The sequence below is a fragment of the Quadrisphaera sp. INWT6 genome (assembly GCF_015390235.1).
In the GTDB taxonomy this organism is placed as follows: Bacteria; Actinomycetota; Actinomycetes; order Actinomycetales; family Quadrisphaeraceae; genus Quadrisphaera.
The window spans coordinates 210,110-230,787 of the sequence record NZ_VUOH01000004.1; the positions used below are offsets into that span (position 1 = coordinate 210,110).

At 72.3% G+C, this 20,678-nt stretch carries 23 protein-coding genes; 8 read left to right on the forward strand and 15 right to left on the reverse strand.

The genetic code is table 11. From position 1 onward, the window contains the following. The first annotated feature begins 1 nt into the window (after position 1). A complete protein-coding gene (locus tag F1641_RS13470; protein ID WP_194906397.1) occupies positions 2-766 on the forward strand; it encodes a DUF305 domain-containing protein in 765 nt (254 codons plus the stop codon). 39 nt (positions 767-805) lie between these two features. Here F1641_RS13470 and F1641_RS13475 read toward each other — a convergent pair whose 3' ends face one another. From F1641_RS13475 to F1641_RS13485, 3 genes are all read right to left on the reverse strand, one after another. After that, entirely contained in the window at positions 806-1,111 is a 306-nt protein-coding gene (locus F1641_RS13475) for a helix-turn-helix domain-containing protein (RefSeq protein WP_194906399.1), read from the reverse strand. Next, entirely contained in the window at positions 1,108-1,512 is a 405-nt protein-coding gene (locus tag F1641_RS13480) for a VOC family protein (protein ID WP_194906916.1), read from the reverse strand. The genes F1641_RS13475 and F1641_RS13480 overlap by 4 nt, the downstream gene beginning before the upstream one ends. A gap of 199 nt (positions 1,513-1,711) precedes the next feature. Beyond that, positions 1,712-2,209 (reverse strand): hypothetical protein, encoded by a 498-nt coding sequence (locus F1641_RS13485; protein WP_194906401.1) that lies wholly within the window; start codon positions 2,207-2,209, stop codon positions 1,712-1,714. 261 nt (positions 2,210-2,470) lie between these two features. Between F1641_RS13485 and F1641_RS13490 the strand changes: the two genes are divergently transcribed. Then, entirely contained in the window at positions 2,471-3,496 is a 1,026-nt protein-coding gene (locus F1641_RS13490) for an ATP-binding protein (RefSeq protein WP_194906403.1), read from the forward strand. 84 nt (positions 3,497-3,580) lie between these two features. On the opposite strand, the gene F1641_RS13495 is transcribed toward F1641_RS13490, so the two are convergent. The 4 genes from F1641_RS13495 to F1641_RS13510 all read right to left on the reverse strand — a co-directional run bounded on the left by F1641_RS13495 (position 3,581) and on the right by F1641_RS13510 (position 8,432). Continuing rightward, entirely contained in the window at positions 3,581-6,265 is a 2,685-nt protein-coding gene (locus F1641_RS13495) for a SpoIIE family protein phosphatase (RefSeq protein WP_194906405.1), read from the reverse strand. 259 nt (positions 6,266-6,524) lie between these two features. Next, positions 6,525-7,712 (reverse strand): WD40 repeat domain-containing protein, encoded by a 1,188-nt coding sequence (locus F1641_RS13500; protein ID WP_194906406.1) that lies wholly within the window; start codon positions 7,710-7,712, stop codon positions 6,525-6,527. Positions 7,713-7,896: 184 nt separating this feature from the next. Further along, entirely contained in the window at positions 7,897-8,094 is a 198-nt protein-coding gene (locus F1641_RS13505; protein ID WP_194906408.1) for a hypothetical protein, read from the reverse strand. Next, complete coding sequence (locus F1641_RS13510) at positions 8,091-8,432, reverse strand: PadR family transcriptional regulator (protein ID WP_194906410.1); 342 nt, start codon at positions 8,430-8,432, stop codon at positions 8,091-8,093. Before F1641_RS13510 ends, F1641_RS13505 begins: the two co-directional genes overlap by 4 nt. A gap of 245 nt (positions 8,433-8,677) precedes the next feature. Between F1641_RS13510 and F1641_RS13515 the strand changes: the two genes are divergently transcribed. Both F1641_RS13515 and F1641_RS13520 read left to right on the forward strand, forming a co-directional pair. After that, on the forward strand, positions 8,678-9,259 hold the full coding sequence (locus F1641_RS13515) for a sigma-70 family RNA polymerase sigma factor (RefSeq protein ID WP_194906412.1): 582 nt from the start codon (positions 8,678-8,680) through the stop codon (positions 9,257-9,259). Then, complete coding sequence (locus F1641_RS13520) at positions 9,256-10,713, forward strand: PASTA domain-containing protein (protein WP_194906414.1); 1,458 nt, start codon at positions 9,256-9,258, stop codon at positions 10,711-10,713. Before F1641_RS13515 ends, F1641_RS13520 begins: the two co-directional genes overlap by 4 nt. 397 nt (positions 10,714-11,110) lie before the next feature. Here F1641_RS13520 and F1641_RS13525 read toward each other — a convergent pair whose 3' ends face one another. Beyond that, positions 11,111-11,566, reverse strand: a complete 456-nt coding sequence (locus F1641_RS13525; RefSeq protein ID WP_194906416.1) for a DUF2000 domain-containing protein — start codon at positions 11,564-11,566, stop codon at positions 11,111-11,113. Between the two features lie 49 nt (positions 11,567-11,615). Between F1641_RS13525 and F1641_RS13530 the strand changes: the two genes are divergently transcribed. After that, positions 11,616-12,524: an AraC family transcriptional regulator gene (locus F1641_RS13530; protein WP_194906418.1), complete on the forward strand. Its 909-nt coding sequence runs from the start codon at positions 11,616-11,618 to the stop codon at positions 12,522-12,524. A 40-nt stretch (positions 12,525-12,564) separates the two neighbouring features. Further along, positions 12,565-13,149, forward strand: coding sequence for a hypothetical protein (locus F1641_RS13535; RefSeq protein WP_194906420.1), 585 nt, complete (start codon positions 12,565-12,567; stop codon positions 13,147-13,149). Between the two features lie 516 nt (positions 13,150-13,665). Here F1641_RS13535 and F1641_RS13540 read toward each other — a convergent pair. From F1641_RS13540 to F1641_RS13550, 3 genes are all read right to left on the reverse strand, one after another. Then, complete coding sequence (locus tag F1641_RS13540; protein ID WP_194906422.1) at positions 13,666-14,106, reverse strand: hypothetical protein; 441 nt, start codon at positions 14,104-14,106, stop codon at positions 13,666-13,668. Between the two features lie 109 nt (positions 14,107-14,215). After that, complete coding sequence (locus tag F1641_RS13545; protein WP_194906424.1) at positions 14,216-14,731, reverse strand: DUF3592 domain-containing protein; 516 nt, start codon at positions 14,729-14,731, stop codon at positions 14,216-14,218. After that, positions 14,728-15,252: a hypothetical protein gene (locus F1641_RS13550; protein ID WP_194906426.1), complete on the reverse strand. Its 525-nt coding sequence runs from the start codon at positions 15,250-15,252 to the stop codon at positions 14,728-14,730. Before F1641_RS13550 ends, F1641_RS13545 begins: the two co-directional genes overlap by 4 nt. A 491-nt stretch (positions 15,253-15,743) precedes the next feature. On the opposite strand from F1641_RS13550, the gene F1641_RS13555 reads away from it, so the two are divergent. After that, positions 15,744-16,736 (forward strand): lipopolysaccharide assembly protein LapB, encoded by a 993-nt coding sequence (locus F1641_RS13555; protein ID WP_255514713.1) that lies wholly within the window; start codon positions 15,744-15,746, stop codon positions 16,734-16,736. A 288-nt stretch (positions 16,737-17,024) separates the two neighbouring features. On the opposite strand, the gene F1641_RS13560 is transcribed toward F1641_RS13555, so the two are convergent. Further along, positions 17,025-17,186 carry a hypothetical protein gene (locus F1641_RS13560; protein ID WP_194906430.1) on the reverse strand — a complete coding sequence of 54 codons (162 nt, stop codon included), beginning with the start codon at positions 17,184-17,186 and terminating at the stop codon, positions 17,025-17,027. Positions 17,187-17,195: 9 nt separating this feature from the next. Between F1641_RS13560 and F1641_RS13565 the strand changes: the two genes are divergently transcribed. Next, positions 17,196-17,384, forward strand: a complete 189-nt coding sequence (locus F1641_RS13565) for a hypothetical protein (RefSeq protein ID WP_194906431.1) — start codon at positions 17,196-17,198, stop codon at positions 17,382-17,384. 719 nt (positions 17,385-18,103) lie between these two features. Here F1641_RS13565 and F1641_RS13570 read toward each other — a convergent pair. The 3 genes from F1641_RS13570 to F1641_RS13580 form a co-directional block, all read right to left on the reverse strand. After that, positions 18,104-18,568: a hypothetical protein gene (locus F1641_RS13570; protein WP_194906433.1), complete on the reverse strand. Its 465-nt coding sequence runs from the start codon at positions 18,566-18,568 to the stop codon at positions 18,104-18,106. A gap of 643 nt (positions 18,569-19,211) precedes the next feature. After that, positions 19,212-20,012 (reverse strand): DUF4304 domain-containing protein, encoded by an 801-nt coding sequence (locus tag F1641_RS13575; RefSeq protein ID WP_194906435.1) that lies wholly within the window; start codon positions 20,010-20,012, stop codon positions 19,212-19,214. A gap of 79 nt (positions 20,013-20,091) precedes the next feature. Next, positions 20,092-20,463, reverse strand: coding sequence for a hypothetical protein (locus F1641_RS13580; RefSeq protein WP_194906436.1), 372 nt, complete (start codon positions 20,461-20,463; stop codon positions 20,092-20,094). Between the last annotated feature and the right edge of the window lie 215 nt (positions 20,464-20,678).

The following is a 20,678-nucleotide window of genomic DNA, read 5'->3' on the forward strand; positions in this document are numbered from 1 at the left end:
CATGAGCCCCGACACGAGCTCCCCGACGAGCCCCCAGACGAGCTCCCCGACGGGCCCCGCCGGACGCGACCCGCTCGTCACCGCCCTCGCCGCCTTCGCGGCGGTGGCTCTCGCTGCGGCGGTCGTGATGTGCGTGCTCTACGTGCGGTCGGCCACGTCGTCGAGCGCGGCGTCGTCGTCGCCGTCGGACACCTCCGTCGAGGCGGGGTTCGCCCGCGACATGCAGGCCCACCACCGCCAGGCCGTGACGATGTCGCTGCTCGTGCTGGAGCGCACCGACGACGCGTCCGTCCGCACCCTGGCCAGCGACATCATGCTCACGCAGCAGGCGCAGGCCGGGCAGATGGCGGGCTGGCTCGACCTGTGGGGGCTGCCCCAGACCGGGTCGCAGCCCGTCATGGCGTGGATGGAGCACGACGACGCCGGCACCCGCTCCGGGCACGACGGCCACTCAGCCGGTGACACGGCCGGTACGGAGGGGATGGACGACGACGGCGCGTCCGACGTCGTCACCGGCGTCGCGGCGATGCCCGGCATGGCCAGCGCCGAGGACCTCGCCCGGCTGCAGGCCGCCAGCGGCACCGACGCCGAGCGGCTCTACCTGCAGCTGATGATCCCCCACCACGAGGCGGGGGTGGAGATGGCCGAGGCGGCGCTCACGGAGACCGACGACCCCACCGTCGACAGGCTCGCCGCCTCGATCGAGGCGTCGCAGACCAGTGAGCTGGCGGTGCTGCGCACGCTGCTGGCGGAGCGCCAGGGGTAGGCGACCACCCAGAGGGCCCGTCATCTGCCTCGATGCCGGTCAGACCCGCTGCAGCCCGTCTGGGGCCGCTCCTCCAGCCGCCCAGCGCGACAGCTCGGCGATGGCTCCGCGCAGCGCCAGGCCGCGCTCGGTCAGCGCGTAGGCCCGGGTGTTGTGCCGCAGCGGCAGGCGTCGCAGGACGCCGGCCGTCTCCAGCTCGCGCAGCCGCGTGGCGAGCACGTTGGTCCCGATGTCGAGGTCGCGCTGCAGGTCGCCGTACCGCTGCGGCCCCTCCAGCAGGCGCTCCACGATGAGCAGGGCCCAGCGCGGCCCGAGGACGTCGAGAGCTGCTGCCAGATCGCTCACGCGGTCGGGTCGGCGTCCGGCTTCATCCAGAACGGCGAGTAGTGGTAGCCGTCGGGGTCGTCGAACTGGCGCTGGTACATGAAGGGGTAGTCGTCGGTGTCACCGACGCGCCCGCCGGCCGCGCCGGCCCGCTCCACGATCTCGTCGACCGCAGCGCGGCTCGGCAGGTCGAAGGAGACCGTGACCTTGGACGGGGTGTGAGGCCCCCCGACCAGGTCCTCGGTGCCGCCGACGCTGGCGTACACCTCGCGGCTGCCGAGCATGACGTACTGCTCGGGGGCGATGGCGAAGCAGGAGACGCCGTGGTCGGACATCTCGGCGTCGAGGGTCCAGCCCAGGGCGGTGTAGAAGGCGGTCGCGCGCTGCACGTCAGCGACGGGGCACGTGATGAACAGGCTCATGACGTCGATGCTTCCAAAAGTGAAGTGTGCGGTCAAGGGCCGCTCCACGGTGCTCGTACCGCTCCAGCGCGGCGCCGATCGCCCGGGGGACCCCGACGGCAGCCTCTGCCCAGCACCAGGTCTCACGGGCGCCTCGGTGACGACCGCTCACCGAGGTGCGGAGGCGGAGGAGCGCCCTCGGCGGTCGCGACGGCCCTCCTCACCCCTCGGTCGTCGCTCCCGGAGTCTCCGAGTGCCGAGAGCGACGTCGGCTGCGCAGGTGGTGGGTGGTGCCACCCGCTGCGGCGGCCAGACCCACCACGAACCACTGCACCGGGGGGAGGAACACGAAGACCAGCGCGGTGGTCGAGGACTCGCTGGTCTTGAGGTCGGCGAAGGACCAGACGGTGAGGGCGGCCAGTGCTGCGACGCCCACGGCGGCCGCGACCTGCCCGCGGGGCCACGACCTGTGGGCGATGACCACCACCGCTGCCGCCCCGGCCATCGGCGCCAGGCTCCAGGCGGTGAAGGCGAGGCTGACGGGAACCCCGACGTTGGCGAAGCTCCGCTGCCAGCCCCCGGAGGCCCACAGGCTCAGGTGCAGGACGTAACCGGCCGTCGCCGCCATCGCGACCAGGGCCGCGGCGAGCAGCCACCGGTGTCGAGGTGCGGTGGTCTCATCGAGCGGAGGGCCGCTCGCAGTCGTGGGCGGGGTCATGGCGCCATGGTGGCGCTGCTGACGGGTCGCGACGGGTCGAGCCGCGAGGAGCCCTGCGTGTCGTCCCGGGGGCCAGGCGGGACGGGTCCGACGCAGGTCGGTCCGCTCTCCGACGGCGTCCACCTGCTGGTCGGTGTCCGGCACGAGACCCCCTGCCGCTCGGGTCGCCCCGTGCGCACAGGCGCCGCGCGACGCTAAGACCTACCGTGGTGCCCTTCTCGGCGAGAGCGCCGATGCGCCCCGTTCGAGGAGGTCCAGCACGTGGACGGCCAGATGATGCCCACGGGCAGCCTGCCGGCGGTGCGCAACGCACTCGGGCTGCAGACGTTCCCCCCCGAGGTCTCCGCCGTGCGCCAGGCCCGCCGGTTCGTGGAGTCGGCCGTCGCTGCCAGCACCGTCGCCGGTGTGGAGTCGCTGGCCGATGACGCCGGCCTGCTCGTCTCGGAGCTGGCGGCCAACGCGGTGCTGCACGCCCGCAGCGACTTCGACATCGCCGTCTACGAGGTCCACGACGGAGTGCGGATCAGCGTGCGCGACCGCTCCCAGGCGCTCCCGGTGCTCGTCGCGCCCAGCAGCACCGCGATGAGCGGTCGGGGGCTCGCCCTGGTGCAGACGCTGGCCGCGGCGTGGGGTGCGGGTGCCTCCACCGCCGACGGAGCGGTCAAGAGCGTGTGGTTCGAGCTGGTCGTGGACCGCCGTGCCGCGGAGTCCACCGCTGCTGGGGGCCCGGGTCGCGACGCCGGACCAGCAGGGCCCGAGCTCAGCGTGGACGAGCTGCTCGCCGCGTGGGAGGAGGACGCCGGGTCTGAGCCGCAGCCGATGTCGGTGCCTCCAGCCGGTGGTGCCGAGCGGGCCCCTTCGGTGCTGGAGGTGGTGCTGCCGCCGCTGGACGCGGCTCGCCTCGCGGCGGCCAAGGAGGCGATGGACGACGTGCTGCGCGAGCTGCAGATGGTCCTGCTCGACGAGGACCACCTGGCGTCGGCGACCCCTGCGGAGCTCGACGTCGCTCGCAGCCTGGACGGGGCGGCCCGGGAGTTCGACGACGTCCGCCGGCAGGTGCGCCTGCAGGTCAGCCGCGCCGCAGCGACCGGACAGGTGGAGGTGGCCCTGGAGCTGGCCCTGTCAGCGGGCACCGCGGCACGGGCGCTGGCCTACCGCAGCGCGGTGCGAGCCGCGGAGGAGCTGGCCACCGGGGGGATGCTGCTGAGCACGGGCGAGGCGCTGCGGGCCCACCGCGCCGTGCGCGAGGCCTACCTCGGAGAGGTCATCGCCGCCGCGCAGCAGTGACCGCGCCGGCGGCGACGACGTCGGGGCGCTCGCTGGGCGGTGGCGTCAGGGCGGGCCGTCAGAGCGGGCCGTCAGAGCGGGCCGTCAGAGCGGGCCGTCGGAGGGAGCGGCCGCGCGGGCCGCGTCCAACCCCTCGGGGACGCGGACGGGACCGGCCTCAGCGGGACGCGGCTCGTCCTCGGGGTGGGCGCGCAGCGCCAGGAGGGCCACGTCGTCGTCGAGGTGGCCACCCACCAGCGCCAGCAGCCCGTCGCACAGGTCGTCCAGGGTGCTGCCCGGTGCGACGACCAGGTCCGCGGCCGCCTGGGCCAGCCACGCCAGCCCGACGTCGACCCCCACGCCGCGGCGCTCGACGAGGCCGTCGGTGTACAGCAGGACCGTCGAGCCGGGGGCCAGCACCGCCTCGTGGTCGCGGCGGTCGGTGGCCGGGTCCCAGCCCAGCACGAGGTCCGCCTCGTCCGGCTGCAGGTAGGACGCGGCGCCCTCGGCGGTGATGAGCAGCGGGGGCAGGTGCCCGGCGTTGGACCAGCGCAGCAGCCGCGTCCCCGCGGCCCGGTGGGCCGCGTCGACCTCGATCTGGGCGACGACGGCGGTGGCCACGGTGTCGATGCCCAGCCCGGCCGCGGCGCGGTCCAGGGCCGCCAGCACCTTCGCGGGCGGCTCGCCCAGGGTGAAGGCGATGCCGCGCAGCAGGTTGCGCAGCTGTCCCATGACCGCCGCGGCGCCCATGTCGTGGCCGGTGACGTCACCGATGACCAGGCTGGTCAGCCCGTCAGAGGTGATGAAGGCGTCGTACCAGTCCCCGCCGACCTCAGCGGCCTTGGCCGCGGCGGTGTACCGCACGACGATCTGCAGGTGGTCCGGCTCGGGCGGGGCGGTCAGCATGGAGCGCTGGAGGGTCTCGGCGATGCTGGCCGTCTCAGCGAGGGCCGCCTGCTCGGCGTCGTGGGCGGCCAGGCGGTCCAGCGCCTGGGCCGTCAGCGCTGCGAAGGCGCGCAGCAGCTCCCGCTCCTGCTCCGTCCAGGTGCGCGCCCGGGCGAAGCCGACGGACAGGCACCCCCACAGCTGGGTGCGTCCGTGCAGCGGCACCGCCGCTGAGGCCTGCACGCCGGCGCCGGCGTAGACGGCCGCGGAGCCCGGGAAGGCGGCCTCGGTCTGCTCGCGGTCGGGCAGGTAGATGGCCTGACCGGTCGCGGCGCTGCGGATGGCGGGCAGGGGGAAGTCGGCCGGGACGCGCTGCACGGCGTGGCGCACCTCGGCGTAGGAGTCGGTGATGAAGGTGGTCACGTGGGCGCCGTCGGGCTCGCGCAGGCACAGCCCGCACCCGTTGGCCTCCAGCAGGGCCACGCCCTTCGCGCCGAGGACGTCGAGGAGGGCCTCCTGGGTGTCGGCGTCGGCGAGCGCCTGGGCGATGGCGACCAGCGTCGCCTGGCGCTGGGCGCTGACCCGTTCGGCCTGAGCCGCCGCGAGGGCCTGCAGCGCGGCGTCGCGCTCGGCGTCGCGCGCGGAGATCCGGTCCAGCGCCTGCGCGGTCAGCGCCGCGAACGCCACCAGCAGGTCCTGCTCCTCCTCGGTCCAGGTGTGCGGTTCGGCGAAGCCCAGGGAGAAGGACCCCAGCAGCACCCCGCGGGCGCGCAGCGGCACCGCCGCCGACGACTGGATGCCCCCGGCGGCGTAGATGTCCTCACAGCCCGGGAACTGCGCCGTGAGCGCCGCCAGGTCCGGCAGGTGGTGGGGGACGCCGGTCACCGCGGTGCGCACCGCGGGCAGGGGGTGGTCAGCCGGAAGGGAGTCGAAGGTGGCCAGCACCTGGTCCGTGTAGCTGGCCGACAGGCTGCGGACGCTGGCACCACCGGCGTCGGGCAGGCTCAGCGCCGAGCCGTGGATGCCCCAGATCTTCACCGCGGCGTGGGTGACCACGCCCAGCACGTCGGTCTCGGTGCTCGCCTCGCCCAGGGCGCGGGCCACCTGGACCAGCTCGGACTGGGCCTGCGCGCTCTCGCGCTGGCGCACCGCGGCGGCGTCCAGGGCCTGCTCGGCGTCGTGGCGGGCGGTGATGTCCAGGAAGTACAGCGCGAGCCCGTCACCCTCGGGGACGGCGCGCACCTCCACCCACACGTCCAGCGGCTCGGGGTAGAAGGCGTCGAAGCTGACCGTCGTCCCGGTGGCCACCGCACGGCGGTAGCTGCGCTCGAACTCCGTGCCCGCGGTGGCGGGGAAGGCCTCCCAGAAGCTGCGCCCCACCAGGTCGGACCGAGGCGCCTGCGCGACCTGCTCGGCGGCGGCGTTGACGTAGGTGATCACCCAGTGCGCGTCCACGGACAGGTACCCGATGGCCATCGTCTCCAGGACCGTGGCGGTGCGGGCGTGGGCCTCGTGCAGCTCGGTGACGTCGAACGCCGCGCCCACGAGTGCGGTGGTCGTCCCGTGCCCGTCGGTGAGGGTCTGCCCGCGGGCGGCGACCCAGCGGACCCCGCCCTCGGGCAGCGAGATCCGGTACTGCGCGCGGTAGGTGCCGGCGGTGGCCAGGGCGTGCTGGACGCGGGCGACGACGTCGGCGACGTCGTCGGGGTGGACGTTGGCGTAGACGTCCTCCGGGCGACCGGTGAAGGTGTCGCGGGTGAGGGCCGAGAGCTCCAGGAGCCGGTCGTCGACGTCGAGGTCCTGGCCGGGCAGGTGCAGCACGTAGGTACCGACCCCGGCCGCTGACAGGGACAGGTCCCACAGCGCCTGGCGTGTCTGCTGGCCCGTGGCTGCCTCACTGCTCACCAGTCCCATCATGCGCCCGCAGCGCAGACGGCGCAGGGATGTCGGTGACGGGCACCGCCAGTCCGCCCTCCGGGAGACGACCTCGGGGGTGGCCGTCTGGTCGAACGGCGGGTCGACGCGTGGTCACCGGTCGCCCCTGGTACGTCGCGGACCTGGGAGCGGACACCGCGACTCGTCTCAGGACCGATCGTCGACCGGACCCCGACCCCGGGAGCGCCACGGAAGGGGCGTGGGTCTCTCGTGGAAGGGGCCTGCCCGGTCACGCTGGGGGTGAGGCTCGCTGAGGCCCGAGCACGTCTCGCTCGACCTCCGGGCCGCCAGCCGTGCCGGACCCGTCCGCGGGGGGAGAGCCGAGTCGGCGACCCACGGCCGCCACCACGGCCACGAGCACCCCGACCACGCCGGCGACCAGCACCACCGCGGGCCACTGCGCCAACGGCCCGCGGTCCCACACCACCGGGGACGGCGGCCGCGCGCCGAAGGACCCGCTCAGTGCTGCCGCGGGAACCTGCACGTCACCGACGTGGTAGTTGCCCGAGCCCGTCGGGATCCCCGTCAGCTCCGTGCACGAGCCGTCGTCGATGTCGACGGCGATCAGCGCCTGCTGTTCCGCGCCGGTCCGGCTGTCGGTGGCCGTGCTCAGGACGAGCACTCGAGGAGCTGCCCAGCCGACCAGCTGGTTGCCCACGCCGACCGGGATGCAGGTGGAGGCTGCGCCGTCGGTGGAGCCCGGCGCGTCGACGGGGATGACCGCGACGTCGTACGTGGACAGGCCGACCTGTCCCTCCGGCGAGCAGGCGCCGCTGACGGCCACCAGCGCGCCGTCCGGCGACCACGGCTGGATGCCCGCCAGGTCTGCCCGCACCCCGAGGGGGCGAGAGGCGCCCGTCGCGGCGTCGACGACGACCAGCTCCCGCTCAGCGCCCTGCACGACCAGGCGGCGACCGTCGGGGGCCCACGCCACCTGACCCGCTTCCGCCGAGACCCCCGCAGGTAGGGGCAGCAGGTCACCGTCCAGCCCGACCAGCACCAGGCGGGCGGGAGGTACCTGGACCGGCTGGTCCTCGGGCGCGAGCCAGGGCAGGGCGCCCAGCGACGCGATCACCGCGGTGCCATCGGGGGACCACGCCACCGGGGTGACGGAGGGGTAGCCGAGGGAGGCGGTGGTGCTGACCTCCCCGGTGCTCAGGTCCTGGATGGCGATGTCCGCCTGCCCGCCCAGGTCGTAGCGTCCGCTGGCCACGTGGGAACCGTCGGGGGAGAGCAGGAAGGAGCCCGGGGAGCCCTGCATCGCCTCGTCGCGGTCCTCGGCCAGGTCCAGGCGGCGCACCGAGCCGCCAGCGCCGACCACGACCGCCTGGGGGAAGTCCGCGAGCTCCACGCCGTTGCCGTGGCGGTAGACGGCGACCGCGGGGCCTGGGGGCGAGGCGGAGACCGACTGGGTCACGTAGGAGTAAGCCGGCAGCTGCGGGGGTATCGAGGCGGGCTGGGTCTGCAGGGGGGCGCCCGCCGCGGCCAGCAGGTAGGCCGTGCCCCCGACGAGGGTCGCTAGGGCAGCTGTCCGGCCGGGGGCGGTGCGCGCGGCGCGCTGGCCAGCGCGCCCGTGCTCGCGCCCGGCAGCCAGCAGCAGGTCACGGCGTGGCGGAGGTCGCTGCGCTCTGGTCAGGGGCCGCGGTCTGCAGCAGGACGGCGAGCACCTCCTCTTCGCGGTGGCGGCGCCAGCGGGAGGGGTAGAGCCGCAGCAGACGCCGGTAGGAGCGCTCCAGCTCGCCCACCGCGGCAGTGTCACCGGTGGTCGGCTTGGAGGGGCGCCGGAAGAAGGCGCTCATGACTCCCACCCCAGGCGGGGGGAGCGTGCGAGCCGGCTCATGGCCGCTGCGCTCTGCTCGTGGCGGCGCTGGGCCTCTGCGGCCAGCAGCGCTGCGCCGTCGGGGGTGAGGCGGTAGGTCCGTCGCAGCCGGGAGTCCACGACCTCCTCGGCGGCGACTTCCACCAGGTGGCGCTCGGCGAGCCGTTCGAGGGCTCCGTACAACGTGCCGACGCCGAGGCGGACGGCGCCGCCGGAGGTGGCTTCGACGTCCTTGAGGATGGCGTAGCCGTGCATGGGGCCCTGGGCGAGCGCGGTCAGGACGAGGAAGGACGGTTCCTGGAGACCTGGCCGACTCATGTGACGAACATACTCCGTTGAAAGGAGTACGCGCGAGAGGCGGGCAGCTGGACGGCGTGCTGCGGTCAGGGAGAGGTCGTGAGAGGAGACGCGCTGAGGGCTCCTCCGCACGACGTGGGTCTGCGGCAAGCACAGGTGAGAACGGGGCTGGTCGAACGAGTCCGGCAGGACGGGCAACCTCTGGGGTGCCTCAGGCGTCTTAGGAGGGAAGCCATCACCGTGGTGGCGCTCGAGGAGACCCGGTGATGTCAGCGGTGGCCAACACGCAGGACGACGAACACCCCCCGCCCGTCCCCGCATCCGCGGTGCCGGCAGAGCCGGCGGGGCCGGCGTTCGACGAGCTGTTCGTCCAGCGGTGGGGAGCGACCGTCCAGCTCGCGCTGCTCCTCGTCGACGACGAGCCCAGCGCCGAGGACGTCGCGCAGGAGGCGTTCACCGGGCTGCTGCGGCACTGGCACCAGCTCGGCGACCTGAGCCGCGCGCAGTCCTACCTCAACAGGGCGGTGGTCAACGGCGCCCGCTCGGCGCTGCGTCGCCGTCGCACCGCCCGCGCGTGGACCCCGCCGCACGCCACCCCCGACCCCTCGGCCGAGGAGCTCGCCCTCCTCGGCGACGAGCGCCGCGAGGTGTTCGCCGCGGTCGCCGCGCTCCCGCTGCGCCAGCGCGAGGTGGTGGTGCTGCGCTACTGGTCCCAGCTCGACGAGGCCGCCACCGCGGAGGCCATGGGCATCACCCGCGGCACCGTGAAGTCCACCGCCCACAAGGCCATGGCTGCGCTGCACCGCCGGCTCGGTGGCCCCTCGACGTCCGCAGGAGGTCTGCGATGAGCTCGCCCCACGACCCGACCGACCGCCCGGCTGACGACCCGACCGACGAGGCGCTGCAGCGCCGGGTCGCAGACGCGCTGGGCGCCCGCGCCGCACTGACGACCACCACCCTGGAACCCGGAGCGCTGGGGGAGCGCCTCGCTCGCGTGCACGCCGGCGCGGCGGACGGCACGGGCGGCAGCGGTCCCGCCGCCGCGACCGCCGTCGTCGAGCTGGCGGGGGCTGAGGACGACGACGCGTCACCGAGGCGCTGGCGCCCGCGCCTGGTGGTCGCGGCGGTGGCGTCGGTGGCGGCTGCCGCGGTCATCGTGGCGGCTGTGCTGAGCACCCTGCACGACGGCAGCAGTGCACCGGCCCCGGCGGCCACCGCCCAGCCGTCGCCGTCGCCCTCGTACCCGGGGGAGGAGTGGTCGGGGTTCTACGGACTGGCGCACGCGCAGTGGCCGTCCGACCTCGAGGGGGTCGCCCCGCTCGGGGACGACGTGGTGGAGGGGTCGGTGCGGATGATCGCCCAGCTCGGCCGGGTGAAGTACTGGGCGGGCCTCACCAGCGACGGCGGGGTGTGCTGGAAGGTCCTCGGGCCGGGCGCTGACGAGGGCGGCTGCGCTCCGGAGGCCGCGCTGGCGGAGCCGGTGGAGATCTCCGACGGGTCCGTCGCGCCCCGGGTGTGGCTCGTGCCGGCCGACGCGCCCGACGCCGAGACCGAGCCCCTGACGGCAGCGGGCGTCGTCCCCTACGTCCACGGCGTGTGGGTGGAGGCGAGCGCGTCGACACCCCCGCTGGACAGGTACGCGCAGCTGCGGGCTGCCCCGACCGCCGCGGACGAGAGGGCGGCGGGCTTCGAGTACGCGGGGATCAACGCGATCGTGCCGGGCTCCCTGCGGCTCCTCCACGAAGGAGAGGAGGGCGCCTTCGTCGTCGGGGCCCTGCCGCTGGGGGAGTTCTGCTTCTTCCACCTCGTGCCGGGGGTCAGCGGGAGCACCTGCCAGTCGCCGCAGCAGCTGGCTGGCGAAGGGACCACGGTCTCGATCGAGGACCAGGAGTCGAACGACCTCGCGACCGCGTGGCTGGTCCCGGACGACCTCGACACCTCCGGCTGGCCGGCTCTGGGGCGCAGGCAGCTGGCGCAGAACCTCTGGTACGAGAGGAAGCCCATCCCCGCGTACACGCCGGAGCCCGTGAGGTCGCTGACCCCCGAGGAGGAGCAGGCGCTGCGCGAGCAGCAGGACGAGCTCGTCCAGCAGGCGAGCGCGAGCGGCCGCCCCGCTCCGGAGGTCACCGGGCTCTCGGAGGCGGAGGCGACCTGGGTCCTGGACCGCTACCACATCCCGGTCACCGAGGTCACGGTCCGGGACGCGGGCTCGGCCTCCTCGGGGATGGTCGTCAAGGCCACGCCCGGCACCGACCAGGTGGTGCCGGAGGGCGCCGGCGTCCACCTCTTCATCGCGAGGTAGGTGCAACAGCTCCGGCGGCATCGGTGTCGTGGTGGTGTCCGGGCGCGTCGCCGGGCGCCCGGACGCTGATGACGACGGACGAGCGGAGGACGTCGACGGTCCTGCTGGCCCTGCGCGGCACCGCGGAGCTCCCTCGGCGCAGCCGCTGCACCCGTGGCGGTGGAAGACCACCGACCGAGCGGCACGCTGGCCAGCCAGGCGCCGGCAGTCACCGGCTTTCCGCCGAAGACGACGGCGAGGTGGGCCAGCGCTGCGAGGGAGACAGCCAGCAGAACCACGCCCAGCCGCACCGACCTGGGACCGGTCCTCGACGTCGTCCCCCGTCGTGGGTGCTGGCTGCCGCGTCCTGCGCCCCGGTCCCAGCACTGCTGCGCTCCCGCTGGCACGAGCGGTGGTGTCAGGGGTGCAGGCGCGCACCCTTCGTGATGCGGTCCACCGCGTTGCGGGGCCCGCGCACCGCCAGTCCCACGAGGTCGAGGTCGGCGGCCGCCACGGCGGCCACGGCCGCCCGGTTGGCGGCGTCGTGCCCGGTGGAGAAGAGGTCGCGCGTGTAGACCGCCGTCGGGACCTCCCGCTGCGCCGCCTTCGCGCGAGCGGTGGCGAGCTGCTCACCGGTGGCCGTCATCACCAGCACCGGCTGGCGCAGCATCGGCAGGTAGGTGCCGCCGTCCGCGTCGCGGTACGGCTCACCCACCAGGCCCGGCGCGCTGGCCGCGATGCCGCTGGCGAGGAAGGCGGTGACGTTGAGCTCCTGCCAGGGCAGCAGCCCTTCGCGCAGGACGACGACCACCTTGGTGTCGAACACCTCGGGCTCGACGACGACGGGCGCGGGTGCTCCTGGTGCTGTGTCCACCCCGTCAGCGTGCAGCCGGGCCGGCGGCGGGGTCTTGTACGTTCCTGACGTGGCCGAGCAGGTCCAGGTGTGGCGCCCGCCGGTGCCCCTCGTCCGCGAGGTGCTGCACGCCCGCTTCGAGACCCACGCCTACCCCGCGCACACGCACGCCGAGTGGACGGTGCTGCTCGTGGACCACGGCGCCGTCACCTACGCCCTGGGGCGCGAGTCGCATCTGGCCGCCCCCGCCTCAGTGACGCTGCTGCCTCCGGGGGTGCCGCACGACGGGCGCTCGGCGGTGCGTGGACGCGCCTTTCTCAAGCGGGTCCTGTACGTCGAGGAGAGCTGGCTGCCGTCGTGGGCCGTGGGTGCGGCGGCAGCGCTGCCCACCGCCGCTGGGGAGGCCGCGCTGGCGGCCGCTGCTGAGTTCCACGCGTCCGTGCTCGATCCCCGCGAGGCGCTGAGCGCGGAGGGAGCGCTGCTGCACCTGCGCCAGAGCCTTCTCGGGCACCTCGGCCAGGCACCCAGCCAGGTCAGCGACGCGCCGCTCGCGCGGCGGCTGCGCGAGCTGCTCGAAGACCGGCTGACCGAGACCTTCACGCTGGTCGAGGCGGGTCGGGTGCTGGGGGCCCACCCGAGCCACCTGGTGCGGGTGTTCTCCCGGGCCTACGGCATCCCGCCCCACCGCTACGTGGTCGGACGCAGGGTCGACCTGGCCCGGCGGATGCTGCTGGGCGGTCACACGCCCACCGAGGCCGCTGCGCTGGCCGGCTTCCACGACCAGGCCCACCTGACCCGGCACTTCCGCCGGACCCTCGGGACGACGCCCGGCACCTTCACCGGGGCCACCCGCCCCTCACCCGGGCCGGCCAGACTCGACCCGGACTGGCTCGCCGTGGGCCGAGCTGGTGGATGCCGCCGGGAAAGACGTGCAGGCCGGCAGAGCCGCGCTCCGGTAGAACGGGCGCTCGGACCGTGAGGTGCTTCCGTGCAGGCTCACCGAGCGCCATGCTGCGCTCATGTGGCAGTGGCGCCGCTCGTGGTTCCAGCGTCCCCGGTGGTGGGTGACCTACCTGCTGACCGCAGCCGCTGCCTTCGCTGTGTTCTCAGCACTGGCCCGGCTGGGCGCACCGACTGTCACCACCACCCAGGCCGTCTTCCTCGCAGGGGTGGTGTCGGTTGCACCTGCGTGGCGCACCCAGCGCGACCACCGCGCCTGGGAGCAGCTGGAGATGTCTGCCAGCGCGCCTCGAGCGCAGCTGGAGGCGGCTGAGGCCGTGGTGCGCTACCGGCGGCCCTCCACCTCGGCAGCGGTGCTCGCCGACGCGATCCGCATCGGCGAGTTGGCGCTGGAGGAGCGCGGCTCACCCCGTGGCGGGTACATCTTGGCCGCTGTGCTGGCCAGTGCTGCAGTGGTGCTCGCGGTGGTGACGTCTTGGTGGTGGGCGGTGGTGCTCGCGGGCGTCACCGCGCTGGTGGTGGTGGGTGCTGTGCAGGCTGGCGCGCTGGCGCGGCGCGTGGGTGAGGTGCGCGCGCAGCTGGCTGCGGCCGAGGGCGCCGACGTCGTCATCGACTCTGGCGGCGCGCCAGATGGGCGCGGGTGAGTACGAGTCCTGCATCCCCCCGGGATGGCGCGGGGGTTGGAGTGGCGGAGCGCAGGGGAGGCATCTCGCTGACCACCGCTCAGCGGAGGATCGGCAGCGCTCTTGGTGACGGCGGCACGTCGACCAGCCCGTGGATTCTGAGCAGCGCACCGGTGCTGCCGGCCGTGGGCGGGCCAGCGCTCATCAGGATCCGCAGAGGCCGCCACCGGAACCCGCACATGGTGGTGTCGACATCGACGAGCCAGCACCACCCCCGGTGGGAAGGGACAGCCAGCGCCAGGACAGCGCTGCTCAACTCCACCGCACCCCGCCAGTGGTGCAGTGCCGCCTGCTGCTGCGAGAACGGCCGCGGCTAGGCGCGGATGGATCACCGCTGAGGCGTCACGGTGAAGCGCACTAGCCGAGGGTGGCTGCTTCAGGAGGCGTCTACCAGCACGATCGCGTGACGACTACTCGCCGAAGGCGACGTGGCCTATCGGAGGGCCTGGGGGCGTGGCGACTCCTGGACCGAGATCCTCACGATGGTCGCTGGGTACCTGCAGCTCGGCGCGCGAGGGCGATGCGTTCGCGCAGGGCCGGGTCAATCTCGACGTCATGCCTCAGGCCCGCCAAGGCTTCGGCGCTCACCGCCACGCCAGCACCCTCAGCCACCAGGCTCAGGGCGCTCCAGTGCCACCTCGCCTCTTGCTCCTGGGAACCTTCGGGTGGCGGCTCATCGGGTCCGACGACGGCTCGAGCCTGCTCGGTGAGGTTCTCGAGTGAGGTCGCTGCCCAGAGGTCAGTGAGGCCCATCAAGGTGGCTGACCACCCGCGGTCGTCGAGCAGCGTGATGCGGTGCCCCCCCTGGAGCTCGAGCTGGTGCAGAGCGCGGACTGACATCGTTCGCTCGGTGTTGGACTCGGGGCCGGCTTCGGTGTCCATCCTGATGGAGGTCACCAGTCGCTGGGGGATGTGCACGGCTCCAGGATGGTTGGCCGGCGGTGCAGACGAGGCGCCGCCAGTCACTGTCTCACCGGCGGCCGCTGCCCGGTCAGCGTCTTGCTGACCACCCTCCTTCGGAGCGTCGTCACATTCGGGCTGCATCGGTGGTCACACGACGCAGCAGTCGCAGGCCAGCCAGCGTTCTGGCCAGCTGCCACAGGCCCACACCTGTGATCAGCCCACCGAAGAAGACCCACACCGGCTCTGGCGCGTCCACATCCGCGCGGCTGCCGAAGGCGAACGACTGCGGGTCATCAGGGTCGTACACCACCGGCAACGTCTTGCCGATCGCGTACTGGCCACCGGGGCGCTGGTCATCAGCAATCACCACTTGCCCGCCGGCAGCGGTGAACTGGATGCTCACCCGCGGGCCACCAGGCCCAGTGGTCTCGATCCGGGTGATACGCGCATCGGTCTGCACCCCCTGCGTGTGCAGCTGCACCGCTCGGGCATCAGCGCCGGGACCAGAGCGCAGGATCGCGAACCCGATGAGCAGGAGCAGTGCAGCCAGCACCCCCGCCAGCAGCCACTCCCACTCCGTGCCCGGCCAGCGCCACAGGCTGATCGGCTCAGTACGCGCGCTGGGCTCGGCCGAGCTCATCTGCGCTGCCCCGCCGCATCGGTGTCAGCGGCGTCAACCGACCACAGGTACCGGTCCAGGAACCGTTCAGCGGCCCCCCTCTCGCGTAGCAGCCGCACCGATGCGGTCGCGAAGAGCACCAAGCAGAGCACCCACACCCACAAGAACACCGGCCGCTGGGGAGCCCCAACGGCCTGAGCGGCGACGTTCGTGATCGACCCGCAGATCGTCAGCACGTACCCCCACGGCCGCAGGAGCCCTGCGGCCACTGCCAGCAGGACCACCATGCGCTGGTCGTCTGCGGTGTCCACGGGCAGCTGGCCGCGCAGCTGGCGCATCACCAGTCGTCGCTCGGGCCGGTCCAGGAGGCTCAACGGACCGCGGGCAGCAGCTCGCCAGGTGCCGCTGCGCACGATGACGACGACGCCGGTCACCAGCAGGGCTAGGCCGAGGACGGTCAGGCCAAGCTGCAGCTCCAGACGCGTCTGGGACGTGCCGGAGGCTGAGGCACCGGAGGCCAGGTGTCGCCCGTAGGCCAGCACCAGGCCGGTGGCTGTGAGAGACAGGACGACTGCGGCTGAGGCTGCCTCGTCTCGGCGGGCCCGCCGAGCCTGACCATCTCGAGGCGGCAAGGCGATGGTGCGAGCGATGGCGAGGGCGTGTTGCCACTGCCCCTGGCCGGCGGCCTGGGTCAACGGGAGCGGCGCTGGCTGGGAGGGGTCGGGCGCCATGAGTGCTCCAGTGGTGTGAGTGCTTCGCCGCAAGGTAGTGCGCTCAGGCTCTTGTCGCCGCAGCAGGTGGTCCAGGTGTGGAGCCTGCTCGAGGAGCCGATCTCGTGCTGGCGGCGGCACGCTCCGGGTGGGTCGTCGCGCCTCGGTCTTGTTTTGAGAGTCGTGGGGGCGCGCCACTGGGGACCGCTCACCGGACGGCTACGTGCTCGCTGGAGACATCGGGCCGACGTGGTGGTCACGGTCGCCTCATGATGAGGGGCTGGCGTGACGAAACCGATGGATTCGGGACGAACCGTGCCTGCATGCTGACCTCTGTGGAGAGCGGCGGGGGGCAGCAGGCGTACGACGAGGGGTACGACCTCGCTGAGGAGGGTCGCCACGTGGAGGCGATCGAAGCTTTCCGTCGTGCTGCTGAAGTAGGCCACCCCGATGCCCTGTTGGGCTGGGGGAACTCGCTGTACGCCCTTGACCGCAACGCCGAGGCCGCGCAGGTCTTTGCCCGCGCCGAAGCTGAGGGTGATGTCAGTGCTGTGCTCAACCTCGGTCTGGCGCTTGACGCGACCGGTGACCGCGAAGCCGCCGAGCTGGCCTACCGGCGTGCCCACGACGCTGGCGACCCGAAGGCCCGCGCGGTGCTAGCCGACCTGTGGCGTTGGCACGGACGCCCCGATGATGCCCGTGCCCTGCTGCGCGAAGCAGCAGAGCGCGGCGACCCGTACGCGGCTGGGTACCTCGGGTGCTGGCTCTACCTCGACGCCGACCACGGCCTGCAGCACGGCGGCGAGCGCGAGGCCGAGTCCGTGATCGAGGCCCTGCTGCGCGCGGGCGCGGAGGTCGACGACGACGCGTGCGGTGATCTGGGGTGGCTCCTGCGGCGTCGCGGTGATCTCGATGAGGCAGAGCAGGTGCTGCGCACGGGCCACGAGCGCGGTGCGCTCGACTGCTCCATCAAGTTGGCCTTCCTGCTGGAGGAAGACCGCGGCGATGTGGCTGCGGCGGAGGTGGTGCTGCGGGTGGCCGTCGAGGGCGGTGAGCGGAACGCCTACAACAACCTCGCGAACCTGTTGTGTGACCGGGGCCTGCTGCTGGAGGCTGAGCGGCTCTACCGGGAGGGCGCCGCGCGCGGTGATGCGGTGGCCCGTCAGAACCTGCGGCGCCTGCGCCGCGACCACCACCGCCAGCTCGGGCGCGCTCACCGTCGAGAACATCGCCGTACGTCTCAGACTGAAGCGTCCCGGGTTCGCTGCCGTTTCCTTGTGAGCAAGGATGGCGGGGAGGCCGTCGCTGTCGAGTGAGAGCGACGACGCCTTGACGAGCGTGAGTTCCTCGCTGACTACCGCTGTCCGGTCAGCGTCTCGCTTATCACCGCCGCCCGGTCGGCCTCCCGCTGACCGCCGTCGAACGGGCCGCGAGCTACTCGCTCAGACACAGCCGGGCAAGTGCAACGCGCACGTGGCCACCGGCGTCTTGCTCTCGTCCCCAGCCAGGCTCACGGAGGAGTGCCGGTGCTTCGACGCATCGCTCTGCCAGCCGCGGCACTGCTCACCTGCGTCGCAGGTGCAGCGGCGTGCTCGTCGTCGGGATCACGGCTCACGCTGGATGACGGCACGGCGGTTTTCGTCGGTGAGGCGTACGACGGCGCCGTCGCCGCGATCGGCATTCCCGGCACCGTCGTGCGGCTCGACGGTGACTGCTGGGGGCTCGACGACGGAGGCTCGGGCCTTGACGTCCTCGTCCTGGAGCACGGTACGACCGTGTCCGAGGACGGCGGCGGTGTCGTCACCCCGGACGGGGTCGAGCTGCACGTGGGCGATGACATCTACGGGGGTGCAGGTGTCGTCGTCGACAGCGGCCTCGTGGAGCAGTGGCGCGAGGAGCTGCCCGTGTGCTTCTCAGAACGGGGGCTTGCAGCGGTCAGCGACATCGAGGTCGAGATCCAGTAACCGTTCGCCTGTCCGGTCCGCTCAGGGACCGCTCACCGGGCGCACCGGAGCGGACGCTCAGGGTTGACGGCCGCGGTCGATCGGCGACGATCGGAGTGCATGCGTGGCAGCCCAACGCGACGCGGCGGTCTTCCTCATTAGACCGTTCAGGCGGACCGCTGGTCTAGGCCATCCGTGGGCCTCGAGGTGACACGTCAGCGCCTGCTCCCACAAGATCATGCGTGAGCGGGCTCCCTTCGCTGCTCCGTCAGGGCCGTCTGAGGGCGCCAGCTCGCTCGACTGCTCCTCTGGATGTCTTGCGCATGGCTGGCCGCTGGACGGCACAACTGCCCACGCTCTCTGGAGTCACGATGGGAATTCTGAGCCTCGTCCTAGGCCTCACTGCCATCACTTCGGTAGGCGGAGTCATCTTCGGGCCCATTGCCTTCTTCGTGGGTGTTCTCACTCACAAGCGAGCGGCAGTGGACAGCGACCGCAAGCTGGGCAGGGTCGGCGCCTGGCTCGGCGCCATAGCTTTCGTGGTGTGGTCGTTGATCGTGGCCATCTCGATCGTGGTTATCGTCCATTCCGAGTAATCATCAGGTAATCTCGTGCAGCGCTAATGAAGTCGGCAGTTGGGCCTGCGGCGTCACTGACGCTCATACCGCTTGACTGGCTGCCACCGCTACCCAGTCAGCGTCTCGTTGACCACCGCTAACCGGGTGGCGGGAGCGGAGAGGTCAAGGCGTCGTGACGCTCGTGATGCTCAGGTAACCCGTGAGGCTGTTCAGACAGGCGGCCGGAGCGTCGGACCACTGGTCCCGCACCTGGTGGAAGTCACCGGGGCCACCCTGACCGCCGCCTCCTTCCAACACATCTCCAACGGCGTACGTCAAGTTCTGTCCTGTCTGCGGGTCCCTACCCACGATCACCGCGCGCCCCGACGCGTCGGCGCGTGAGCCGGCTGGCAGGCCGAGGAAGAAGGTGCCGCTTTCGTTCTTGATGGCCAGGCAGCCGCCGTCAGAGACAACCAGTTCCCCGCCAGCGGGGAGAGCGGCGCTACCACCGGCAAAGGACAGGGGGTTAGTGAAGGCAGTGACCCCGTGCTTGAGCTTGATCTCGCCACCGGTGTGGGTGACGTAGTAAAGGGCAGAGAGACCAACTACCGCGATCGCCATCCCCGCCAAGACGACGCGCGTCTTCATGGGAAGTGGAGTCACGGTGTTCTCCCTGGTCGGAACGCACAGTGGTGTGATCGCCTACTTGGGCAGGTGAGCTGCTTGCGAGCCGCCGGTGACGGCTGGCGGTTGGCACTTAGATGATCTCATCGACTCTCCTCTGACGTCGCGCTTGTTGTGCATGTTGCGCATGTGCCTGATCAAAGGAGTTGGCGGATCAGGAGGCAGGCGAGGCTCACGCACATGCGCCAGATGACCTTGCCCTAGTCGGCGTCTCGCTGACCGCCGCTGTCCGGTCAGCGTCGCCCCGCCCTGTTAATGGCTCGAAGGACGACGACCAACACCGTCACTGCCACCGCAGCGAAGGCGAGAAGCACGAGCAGAAGCGCCGGGTTGTCAAAGATCGCTCATATGGCATGAACGTAGACCCAAGGACGAGTTCCTGCGCCAAGTCTCGTGGCGTGTCTTACAGACGACCGCTGTCCGGGGGGTTCGCCCGTACGACCCCACTCACTTCGAGGGCCACTAGGTAGCCGCTCTCTGGGCGTCGCAGGCCCTTTCGCTAGCCCGGCGGCTGGCTTCGCTTGCCGTCTCACGCGGGACCGCTTACCGGGCCAGTGTGCGCAGAAGCGCTCATCGGGCTCACCGGCGCGAGGCGTCGCCGCTTAGCTCAGGGCGCATCCTTGGGCGGCATCATCAGGCCCGTTGAGTCCGCGAACTCTGCGAGAAAGTCCAGGTGGCCGTCGTCTTCGGCGCCAGGGGTCAGCTCTGAGCGGCAGTGCGTCACCCATGCCTCGAACTGCTGCTGGGCTGCCTGCCGGCTCCCGGCGCCCAGGTGCATCCGCACCGCCAGCAGACGGTCCGGGCCAGCGCCGGCATCACCGCAGATGTCGCGGGAGTCCACGGGCACGGCCTCGAGCTGCTCGAGGATGGACTGCCGCGTGCTGAAGCGCTGCAGCCAGGGCAGGGCGTCGCTGTGTAGCAGCTGAACCTGCAGCGCTGCCGCGGACTGTGGATCGTGCAGGGAGAACATCCAGTTCAGGTCTGGATCAAAGCTGACGAGCTGCTCGCGGATGTCGCAGTCGTAGTCGTTCACCCACTCCTTCGCGGCGCGGCTGCTTGAGGTCGCTGGGTCGGTGTCGCTGCGGTGGACGTGCTGCAGCTGCCAGGACTCAGCGATGTGCACCCCGAGTTGGACGCCGAACAGGCCCCGCAGGTTCATGTGCACCCCGGGAACCTCCCCGACGCCGGACGGGTCGGCGGGGCCGAGTAGGTACTTGATGACGTGTACAAGGCCGGGCTGGACGGTGCGGTTGAAGGTGTACCGGCGTTTGCGGAACCCGGCGGCTGTCAGCGCTGGGTGGATCTGGGCCACGACCTCGCGCATCGCGTCGGCTTGCGGTGTCCCCACGCTGCCAGCATGCATCCCGCTCACGCCGGAGTCACCGTAGGCGCCCGCCGGCCGCGACACGGAGCTCCTCGCCGGTGATGACGAACGGCGCCGCTGCTCATCGCACTAGGGACCGCTCACCGAACGTTGTGAGCGTCCGTCACTCCTGGGACCAGTGGCCTGTCCACAGGGAGGGGTCGGGCCAGCCATGGTCGGAGTCGGTGAGGAAGGGATAGGTCTCCGAGCCCAACGGGCTGCCGTTGTGGTCGAGCGCCCGCACGAGCACCTCATCTCGCCAATTGCGCACCGGACGGGCCACGCTGAGCAGTCCGCTGGCGGGCACGGGAAGACGCCTGTGCTCCTCGCCGTGCACGAACTCCACCGAGGTCACTGCCTTGGAGGCCATGACCGTGACGTCCCCACACCAGCTGTGGCCCCCGACGAATGCGAGCTGTCCGGTGAGCACCCACAGGTGTTCACCGTGCCAGGGCTCGAAGGCACCCTCGGGACGGTGCAGCACCCACTCGGGCATCACAGAGCCAGCTGGTGTGTCGGGTGCGCGCCACCGTCCGCCCCCGTCGTGGGAGAGCAAGTAGGTGTCATCGAGGAGCTCTCCGTCTGCGTCGCGACGCAGGACCAGGACGGAGCCGAGCTGGTCCCAGCTGCCAGCTGCAGCGATGGCCTGTTGCTCAGGTAGGAGTTGTGGAGGCAGCGGCGGGGGGCCACTGGTTAGAGCGTCGACCATGT

Coding starts and splice junctions, on each gene's coding strand:
- F1641_RS13470 (WP_194906397.1), top strand. CDS start 2: ATGAGCCCCGACACGAGCTCCCCGACGAGCCCCCAGACGAGCTCCCCG.
- F1641_RS13480 (WP_194906916.1), bottom strand. CDS start 1,512: ATGAGCCTGTTCATCACGTGCCCCGTCGCTGACGTGCAGCGCGCGACC.
- F1641_RS13485 (WP_194906401.1), bottom strand. CDS start 2,209: ATGACCCCGCCCACGACTGCGAGCGGCCCTCCGCTCGATGAGACCACC.
- F1641_RS13505 (WP_194906408.1), bottom strand. CDS start 8,094: ATGAGCGCCTTCTTCCGGCGCCCCTCCAAGCCGACCACCGGTGACACT.
- F1641_RS13510 (WP_194906410.1), bottom strand. CDS start 8,432: ATGAGTCGGCCAGGTCTCCAGGAACCGTCCTTCCTCGTCCTGACCGCG.
- F1641_RS13515 (WP_194906412.1), top strand. CDS start 8,678: ATGTCAGCGGTGGCCAACACGCAGGACGACGAACACCCCCCGCCCGTC.
- F1641_RS13520 (WP_194906414.1), top strand. CDS start 9,256: ATGAGCTCGCCCCACGACCCGACCGACCGCCCGGCTGACGACCCGACC.
- F1641_RS13535 (WP_194906420.1), top strand. CDS start 12,565: ATGTGGCAGTGGCGCCGCTCGTGGTTCCAGCGTCCCCGGTGGTGGGTG.
- F1641_RS13545 (WP_194906424.1), bottom strand. CDS start 14,731: ATGAGCTCGGCCGAGCCCAGCGCGCGTACTGAGCCGATCAGCCTGTGG.
- F1641_RS13555 (WP_255514713.1), top strand. CDS start 15,744: ATGCTGACCTCTGTGGAGAGCGGCGGGGGGCAGCAGGCGTACGACGAG.
- F1641_RS13570 (WP_194906433.1), bottom strand. CDS start 18,568: ATGAAGACGCGCGTCGTCTTGGCGGGGATGGCGATCGCGGTAGTTGGT.
- F1641_RS13580 (WP_194906436.1), bottom strand. CDS start 20,463: ATGCCCGAGTGGGTGCTGCACCGTCCCGAGGGTGCCTTCGAGCCCTGG.